This is a genomic window from Variovorax paradoxus (assembly GCF_040544635.1).
Classification (GTDB): Bacteria; Pseudomonadota; Gammaproteobacteria; order Burkholderiales; family Burkholderiaceae_C; genus Variovorax; species Variovorax paradoxus_R.
Window position 1 is genome coordinate 305,487 of sequence record NZ_JBEPKJ010000007.1, and the last position, 8,190, is coordinate 313,676.

Consider the following 8,190-nt stretch of genomic DNA (forward strand, 5'->3'; position numbering starts at 1 on the left):
TTCCCTTTTCAATTAAGAACGCTCGAGCTCGATGTCGAGCCCCAGCGAACGAATTTCCTTGACCAGCACGTTGAACGATTCCGGCATGCCGGCTTCGATCGTGTGCTCGCCCTTGACGATGCTTTCGTACACCTTGGTACGGCCTTGCACGTCGTCGGACTTCACGGTCAGCATTTCCTGCAGGACGTAGGCGGCGCCGTAAGCTTCCAGCGCCCACACTTCCATTTCACCGAAACGCTGGCCGCCGAATTGCGCCTTGCCGCCCAGCGGTTGCTGCGTGACGAGCGAGTACGGGCCGGTCGAACGGGCGTGCATCTTGTCGTCCACCAAGTGGTGCAGCTTCAAGAAGTGCATGTAGCCCACGGTGACGGGACGCTCGAACTGGTCGCCGGTGCGGCCGTCGTACAGGTACGCCTGCGTGCGCGTATCGGTCAGGCCCTTGAGCTTGGCGATGTCGTCCGGATAGGCGAGCTTCAGCATGCCGCGGATTTCGTCTTCCGAGGCGCCGTCGAACACCGGCGTTGCGAACGTGGCGCCGCTGGAGAGGTTGGCGGCCATCTCGAGCACGTCGGTGTCGCTCAGCTTGCTGAGGTCTTCCTTGCGGCCCGAACCGTTGTACAGCTGCTCCATGAACTTGCGCACCTCGGCCACCTTGGCTTCTTGCTGCAGCAGGTCGCCGATGCGCTGGCCGATGCCCTTGCCGGCCCAGCCCAGGTGCACTTCGAGCACCTGGCCCACGTTCATCCGCGAAGGCACGCCCAGCGGGTTCAGGCAGATGTCGCACGGCGTGCCGTCGGCCATGTGGGGCATGTCTTCGACCGGAACGATCTTCGACACCACACCCTTGTTGCCGTGGCGGCCGGCCATCTTGTCGCCGGGTTGCAGGCGGCGCTTGACGGCCAGGTAGACCTTGACCATCTTGAGCACGCCCGCGGGCAACTCGTCGCCCTGCGTGAGCTTCTTGCGCTTTTCTTCGAACGCGAGGTCGAAGCTGTGGCGCGTCTGCTCCAGCGAGTTCTTGATCGACTCGAGCTGCGTTGCCACTTCGTCGTCCGCCGGGCGGATGTCGAACCAGTGGAACTTCTCGACCGACGACAGGTAGGCCTTGTCGAGCTTGGTGCCCTTGGCCAGCTTGTTCGGGCCGCCGTTGGCGACCTTGCCGGTCAGGAGCTTCTCGATACGGTCGAACGCGTCGGCTTCGACGATGCGAAGCTGGTCGTTCAGGTCGAGGCGGAAGCGCTTGAGTTCGTCGTCGATGATCTGCTGGGCGCGCTTGTCGCGCGTGATGCCTTCGCGGGTGAACACCTGCACGTCGATCACGGTGCCTTGCGAGCCCTGGTCCACACGCAGCGAGGTGTCCTTCACGTCGGAAGCCTTCTCGCCGAAGATGGCGCGAAGCAGCTTCTCTTCAGGCGTCAGCGTGGTCTCGCCCTTCGGCGTGACCTTGCCCACCAGCGTGTCGCCCGGCTGCACTTCGGCGCCGACATAAATGATGCCGGATTCGTCGAGGCGGTTGAGCTGCTGCTCGGCCAGGTTCGGAATGTCGCGCGTGATTTCTTCGGCACCCAGCTTGGTGTCGCGAGCCATCACCACCAGTTCCTCGATGTGGATCGAGGTGTAGCGGTCTTCCGCGACGACGCGTTCCGAGATCAGGATCGAGTCTTCGAAGTTGTAGCCGTTCCACGGCATGAACGCGATCAGCATGTTCTGGCCGAGGGCCAGTTCGCCGAGGTCGGTCGATGCACCGTCGGCCACCACATCGCCCTTGGCGATCTTGTCGCCGCGCTTGACGATCGGACGCTGGTGGATGTTGGTGTTCTGGTTCGAACGCTGATACTTGATCAGGTTGTAGATGTCCACACCGACTTCACCGGCTGCCGCTTCGGCGTCGTTCACGCGCACCACGATGCGGGTCGCGTCGACGTAGTCGACGATACCGCCGCGGGTGGCCGTGACCACGGTGCCCGAGTCGACCGCGGAAACGCGCTCGATACCGGTACCGACGATCGGCTTTTCAGGGCGCAGCACAGGCACGGCCTGGCGCTGCATGTTGGCGCCCATCAGCGCGCGGTTCGCATCGTCGTGCTCGAGGAACGGCACGAGCGAGGCGGCCACCGACACGATCTGCGCGGGCGACACGTCCATGTACTGAACGCGCTCTGCGCCCACCAGGATCGATTCGCCGGCTTCACGCGCGGAGACCAGGTCGCCGGTCAGCTTGCCTTCCTTGTCCAGGACCGCGTTGGCCTGGGCGATGACGTACTTGCCTTCTTCGATGGCCGACAGGTAGTCGATGTCCATCGTGACCTTGCTGTCGACCACGCGGCGGTACGGCGTCTCGATGAAGCCGTATTCGTTCAGGCGGGCGTACAGGGCCAGCGAGTTGATCAGGCCGATGTTCGGGCCTTCAGGCGTTTCGATCGGGCACACGCGGCCGTAATGCGTGACGTGCACGTCGCGCACTTCGAAGCCCGCACGTTCACGCGTCAGACCACCCGGGCCAAGGGCCGACACGCGGCGCTTGTGGGTGATTTCGGACAGCGGGTTCGTCTGGTCCATGAACTGCGACAGCTGCGAGGCGCCGAAGAATTCCTTCAGCGCGGCCGAGATCGGCTTGCTGTTGATCAGGTCGTGCGGCATCAGCGGCTCTTGCTCCGCTTGACCCAGACGTTCCTTCACGGCCTTCTCGATACGGGCGAGGCCGGTGCGGTACTGGTTTTCGGCCAGTTCGCCGACGCAACGCACGCGGCGGTTGCCCAGGTGGTCGATGTCGTCGACTTCGCCGTTGCCGTTGCGCAGGTCAACGAGGATCTTGACCACGGCCAGGATGTCTTCGTTGGTCAGCACCATCGGGCCGGTCGATTCGTCGCGGCCGACCTTGGCGTTGAACTTCATGCGACCGACGCGCGACAGGTCGTACGTGTCCGGGTTGTAGAACAGGCGCTGGAACAGGGCCTGCACTGCGTCTTCCGTCGGCGGCTCGCCGGGGCGCATCATGCGGTAGATGGCCACGCGGGCGGCAAACTCGTCCACCGTCTCGTCGATGCGCAGGGTTTGCGAGATGTACGCGCCCTGGTCGAGTTCGTTGGTGTAGATCACCTGGATGTCTTGCACGCCGGCCGTGCGCAGCTTCTTCAGCAGCGCTTCGGTCAGTTCGTCGTTGGCCTTGGCCAGGATTTCGCCGGAGTCGGCTTCGACGATGTTGCGGGCAATGACGCGTCCGACCAGGAAGTCTTCCGGCACGCTGATGTGCGTGGTGCCCGACTGCTCGAGTTCACGCGTGTGGCGCGCGGTGACGCGCTTGTCCTTGGCGACCACGACCTTGCCCGACTTGTCGGTGATGTCGAAGCGCGCGACTTCGCCGCGCAGGCGCTCGGGAACGAATTCCATCTGCGCGCCGCTGTCCATCAGGCGGAAGTTGTCGTTCACGAAGAAATTCGCGAGGATCGATTCCGGATTCAGGCCGATGGCCTTCAGCAGGATCGTGACCGGCATCTTGCGGCGACGGTCGACGCGGAAGTACAGCATGTCCTTCGGGTCGAACTCGAAGTCGAGCCACGAGCCGCGGTAGGGAATCACGCGGGCCGAGAACAGGAGCTTGCCCGAGCTGTGCGTCTTGCCCTTGTCGTGCTCGAAGAACACGCCGGGCGAACGGTGCAGCTGCGAGACGATCACGCGCTCGGTGCCGTTGATGATGAAGGAACCCTTTTCGGTCATGAGCGGCACTTCGCCCATGTAGACCTCTTGTTCCTTCACTTCCTTGACCACCTTCGACTGCGACGTCGACGACTCGCGGTCATAGATGATGAGCTGGACCTTGGCGCGCACGGCCGAGGCGAAGGTCAGACCGCGGGTCTGGCATTCGCGCACGTCGAAGGCGGGCTTCGCGAGGTTGTACTCGAGGAACTTCATCTCGACAAAACCGTTGTGCGAGACGATCGGGAAGGCAGCGTCGAACGCGGCCTGCAGGCCTTCGACGGTGCGTTGTTTGGGCGGAATGCCGGCTTGCAGAAACGCGGTGTACGCGTCTTTCTGCATTTGCAGCAGGTAGGGAATTTCGACGACGCTGTCGCGATTACCGAAACTTTTTCGGATGCGCTTGCGTTCGGTGTAACTGTACGCGGACGATTGGGCCATGAGAGCTCCGGAGCTTGAGATCTTCAGCGACTTGTCAGCAATGCCGAGGCACTACTGCTTGGCGGCTGGCCACTACCAGCCGTTGGCGGACAGCGATGCGTTGCACATCGCCCGAACCAAGGGGTCTTCTGCAGTCGGGGTCAGAAGACACTCGAAAACCGTCTTTTTTCCGGTTTTCGGGTGCGCTCTGAAAGCGGCAAAGGCTGGAGGGCCTTTTCAGGCACCTCCAGCCCTCTAGGGGGTCTGAATTACTTCAGTTCCACCTTGGCGCCGGCATCTTCCAGCTTCTTCTTGGCGGCTTCAGCGTCAGCCTTCGACAGGCCTTCCTTGACAGCCTTGGGAGCGGCTTCCACCAGGTCCTTGGCTTCCTTGAGGCCCAGGCCGGTGATTTCGCGCACGGCCTTAATAGCCGACACCTTGTTCGCGCCTGCATCCATCAGCATGACGTTGAACTCGGTCTGCTCTTCAGCCACGACGGCAGCAGCGCCACCACCAGCAGCCGGAGCCGACATTGCCGCGGCGCTCACGCCGAACTTCTCTTCGATGGCTTTCACCAGGTCGTTGAGTTCCAGGACCGTCATGCTGTCGAGCGCGGTCAGAAATGCGTCTTTATCGAATGCCATTTTTGTTTCCTAACAATTGGGTTGAATATTTCAAACGCAAGGCTTATGCAGCCTGCGCTTCTGCCGGTGCATCGGCAGCGGGTGCAGCTTCGCCACCACCGCGCTTCTCGGCCAGCGCCGCGAGCACGCGGGCGGTACGAGAGATCGGGGATTGCATCAAGCCCAGCAATTGCGCCAGCAGCACTTCCTTGGAAGGGATGTTGGCCAGTTGCTTCACGCCGTTGACGTCCAGGACCTTGCCGCCAAACGCGCCACCGCGAATCACCAACTTGTCGTTGGTCTTCGCGAAGTCGGCCACCACCTTGGCGGCGGCCACTGCGTCTTCGGAAAAGCCGTAGATCAGCGGACCGGTCATCTGGTCACCGACGACTTCGAATGCGCTACCAGCGACAGCACGGCGTGCCAGCGTGTTCTTCAACACGCTGAGGGTCACACCCTTGCTGCGAGCTTCGCTGCGCAGTTTGGTCATTTCGGCAACCGTGATGCCACGGTATTCCGCCATCACGAGCGTTTGAGCTTTAGCGGCGAGGCTGGTCACATCACTGATGACCGCTTCTTTCTCACTGCGATTCAGACTCAAGGTCTACTCCTTTTAATGCGACCTTCGGCCGGGGCCTCGGATCGCGCTTCATGCAGCGACCAACAACTGTTTCGGAACAAAAATCAAATTCCTTGCAGCGGGATCGCCATCTGCGCTGGATACCGGAAGGATCGATCCGGCGATTAAGTGCAGCGCCCTGCACACCAGCGGTCTTGGATGGCTCACGGCAACCGAAGCTGCCGCGACCCACCACATTCGCCCTGCCCCTTTCGGAGCCGGGCAAATCTCTTTAGCTCGCCGAGATGGTTTGCGTGTCCACGCGGACACCCAGACCCATGGTCGACGACACAGCCACCTTGCGCAGGTACACGCCCTTGCTGGTCGCCGGCTTGGCCTTGACCAGAGCGTCGATCAGCGCGGCGAGGTTGCCTTGCAGCTTGTCGGTGTCGAACGAACGACGGCCGATCGTGCCGTGCACGATGCCGGCCTTGTCGACGCGGAACTGAACCTGGCCAGCCTTGGCGTTCTTCACAGCCGTGGCGACGTCCGGGGTCACCGTGCCAACCTTGGGGTTGGGCATCAGGCCGCGCGGGCCGAGGATCTGGCCGAGCGTACCGACAACGCGCATCGCGTCGGGGGCAGCAATCACGACGTCGAAAGGCATGTCGCCAGCCTTGACCATTGCGGCGAGGTCGTCCATGCCGACGATGTCGGCGCCGGCGGCCTTGGCTTCTTCAGCCTTGGCGCCCTGGGCGAACACAGCCACGCGCTTGGTCTTGCCGGTGCCGTTGGGCAGCACGACGGCGCCACGCACGACCTGGTCAGACTTCTTCGCGTCGATGCCGAGTTGCACGGCCACGTCGATCGATTCGTCGAACTTGGCGGTGGCGGCGTCCTTCACGAGGCCGATGGCGTCAGCCAGGGGATACAGCTTGTTGCTGTCGACCTTGCCTGCGAGCGCTTTTTGTTTCTTGGTGATCTTGGCCATTTACACGCCCTCCACATTCACGCCCATCGAACGGGCAGTACCGGCGATGGTGCGAACCGCGGCGTCCATATCGGCGGCCGTCAGGTCCTTCATCTTGGTCTTGGCGATTTCTTCGAGCTGAGCGCGCGTGATCTTGCCGACCTTGTCGGTGTGCGGACGGGCCGAACCCTTGTCCAGCTTGATCGCCTTCTTGATCAGCACGCCAGCCGGGGGCGATTTGATGATGAAGGTGAAGCTCTTGTCGGCGAACGCGGTGATGACCACCGGCAGCGCCAGACCCGGCTCGTAGCTCTGCGTTTGCGCATTGAACGCCTTGCAGAACTCCATGATGTTCAAACCACGCTGGCCCAGTGCGGGACCGATGGGTGGTGATGGGTTGGCCTTACCAGCTGGCACTTGCAGCTTGACGAAGCCGACGATTTTTTTCGCCATGTTTTGCTCCTTGCGGGTGATATCGCCTTGGCTCTCGCCGCAGCTCCCCGGGGTTAAACGACTCTTCGATCAAGGCCGCGCGCCGAGTCGGACAACGCGCAGCCGAAAATGGTTCCGGTTCGGAGACCGGAAGAAACTCAGGTCTTCTCGACCTGGCTGAATTCGAGCTCCACAGGCGTCGCGCGGCCGAAAATCATGACCGACACGCTGACCTTGCTCTTTTCGTAGTTCACGTCTTCGACGGTACCGTTGAAGTCGGTGAACGGGCCTTCCTTGACGCGCACGAATTCGCCAACGGTGAATTCGACCTTGTGGCGCGGCTTCTCGGTGCCCTGCTGCATCTGGCTGACGATGTCCTCGACCTCTTTCTGCGAGATCGGGGCCGGACGGTTCTTGGCGCCGCCCACGAAACCCGTCACCTTGTTGGTGTGCTTCACCAGGTGCCAGCTCTCGTCGTCCATGATCATTTCGACCAGTACGTAGCCCGGGAAGAAACGACGCTCGGTGGTGCGCTTCTGGCCGTTCTTGATCTCGACCACTTCTTCGGTCGGAACCAGGATGCGGCCGAACTTGTCCTGCATGCCGGCGCGGTTGATGCGCTCGGTGATGTTGCGTTCGACAGCCTTTTCCATGCCCGAATAGGCATGCACCACGTACCAACGCAGATCAGGGTTGGCGGCGGGAGCCAGCACGGAGGTGTTTTCCTCTTCCGGCGCGCCCGGCGTGGTGTCAACTGCATTCACTGAATCAGCGGTCATTTATTTTCTCCAGCCCAGAATGAGGTCGAAAAACACCCATTCGAGCGTCTTGTCGGTGAGCCAGAGGAAGACGGACATGACTGCCACGAAGGCAAACACATAAGCCGTCATCTGCATTGCTTCTTTGCGGGCCGGCCAAACGACCTTCTTGACCTCGCGCCACGAGTCGCGGCCAAAAGCCCACAACTGACGGCCATTCTCCGAACTGCCGAACGCGCCGACAGCCGCGGCCAGACCGACCAGCAGCGCAGCCCATTGCACCAGCGAGCCTTGGCGCGCAAGCAGGTAGAACGCCACGATGGCGCCCACTGCCAGCACCACCGACACGGCCAATTTGGCCTTGTCGGCACCTGTGCTCACGGTTTCGATTTGAGAAGTGGCCATGTTTGGCTGATTTCCTGCGGCCTTTTCGGCCTTCAATTCAATGCGCCTTCTTGAGACGCCGAAGCCCATCGGGTCACGATGGGCTTTTTTTGCCTCCCACCGGGTCACCGGTGGGGCTTTTTCGGGGTGCCACCTAGGTGGCAGGGGCAGTAGGAATCGAACCTACAACCTTCGGTTTTGGAGACCGACGCTCTGCCAATTGAGCTATACCCCTCCGGTACTCTTTACGCTTGGCTTAGATGTCGAGGATCTTTGCCACGACGCCCGAACCCACGGTGCGGCCGCCTTCGCGGATGGCGAAGCGCAGGCCTTCTTCCATCGCGATCG

At 61.9% G+C, this 8,190-nt stretch carries 7 protein-coding genes, 1 tRNA gene and 1 pseudogene; all 9 read right to left on the reverse strand.

Annotated elements, in window-relative coordinates; all coding sequences use genetic code 11:
* Positions 1-12: 12 nt before the first annotated feature.
* Positions 13-4,137: a DNA-directed RNA polymerase subunit beta gene (gene rpoB / locus ABIC94_RS14625; protein ID WP_354373718.1), complete on the reverse strand. Its 4,125-nt coding sequence runs from the start codon at positions 4,135-4,137 to the stop codon at positions 13-15.
* A 248-nt stretch (positions 4,138-4,385) separates the two neighbouring features.
* On the reverse strand, positions 4,386-4,760 hold the full coding sequence (rplL, locus tag ABIC94_RS14630; protein ID WP_319429248.1) for a 50S ribosomal protein L7/L12: 375 nt from the start codon (positions 4,758-4,760) through the stop codon (positions 4,386-4,388).
* 43 nt (positions 4,761-4,803) lie between these two features.
* Positions 4,804-5,340 carry a 50S ribosomal protein L10 gene (gene rplJ / locus ABIC94_RS14635; protein ID WP_354373719.1) on the reverse strand — a complete coding sequence of 179 codons (537 nt, stop codon included), beginning with the start codon at positions 5,338-5,340 and terminating at the stop codon, positions 4,804-4,806.
* 250 nt (positions 5,341-5,590) lie between these two features.
* Complete coding sequence (rplA, locus tag ABIC94_RS14640; RefSeq protein ID WP_354373720.1) at positions 5,591-6,289, reverse strand: 50S ribosomal protein L1; 699 nt, start codon at positions 6,287-6,289, stop codon at positions 5,591-5,593.
* The gene (gene rplK / locus ABIC94_RS14645) at positions 6,290-6,721 is read right to left on the reverse strand and encodes a 50S ribosomal protein L11 (protein WP_028258525.1); all 432 of its coding nucleotides are present in this window, start codon (positions 6,719-6,721) and stop codon (positions 6,290-6,292) included.
* Positions 6,722-6,858: 137 nt separating this feature from the next.
* Positions 6,859-7,479: a transcription termination/antitermination protein NusG gene (gene nusG / locus ABIC94_RS14650; protein WP_354373721.1), complete on the reverse strand. Its 621-nt coding sequence runs from the start codon at positions 7,477-7,479 to the stop codon at positions 6,859-6,861.
* A complete protein-coding gene (secE, locus tag ABIC94_RS14655) occupies positions 7,480-7,863 on the reverse strand; it encodes a preprotein translocase subunit SecE (RefSeq protein WP_354373736.1) in 384 nt (127 codons plus the stop codon). It abuts the gene before it with no gap.
* A gap of 138 nt (positions 7,864-8,001) precedes the next feature.
* Positions 8,002-8,077, reverse strand: a tRNA-Trp gene (locus tag ABIC94_RS14660).
* A gap of 21 nt (positions 8,078-8,098) precedes the next feature.
* Positions 8,099-8,190, reverse strand: a pseudogene (locus ABIC94_RS14665) (elongation factor Tu); the annotation flags it as partial.

Coding starts and splice junctions, on each gene's coding strand:
- rpoB (WP_354373718.1), bottom strand. CDS start 4,137: ATGGCCCAATCGTCCGCGTACAGTTACACCGAACGCAAGCGCATCCGA.
- rplL (WP_319429248.1), bottom strand. CDS start 4,760: ATGGCATTCGATAAAGACGCATTTCTGACCGCGCTCGACAGCATGACG.
- rplA (WP_354373720.1), bottom strand. CDS start 6,289: ATGGCCAAGATCACCAAGAAACAAAAAGCGCTCGCAGGCAAGGTCGAC.
- rplK (WP_028258525.1), bottom strand. CDS start 6,721: ATGGCGAAAAAAATCGTCGGCTTCGTCAAGCTGCAAGTGCCAGCTGGT.
- nusG (WP_354373721.1), bottom strand. CDS start 7,479: ATGACCGCTGATTCAGTGAATGCAGTTGACACCACGCCGGGCGCGCCG.
- secE (WP_354373736.1), bottom strand. CDS start 7,863: ATGGCCACTTCTCAAATCGAAACCGTGAGCACAGGTGCCGACAAGGCC.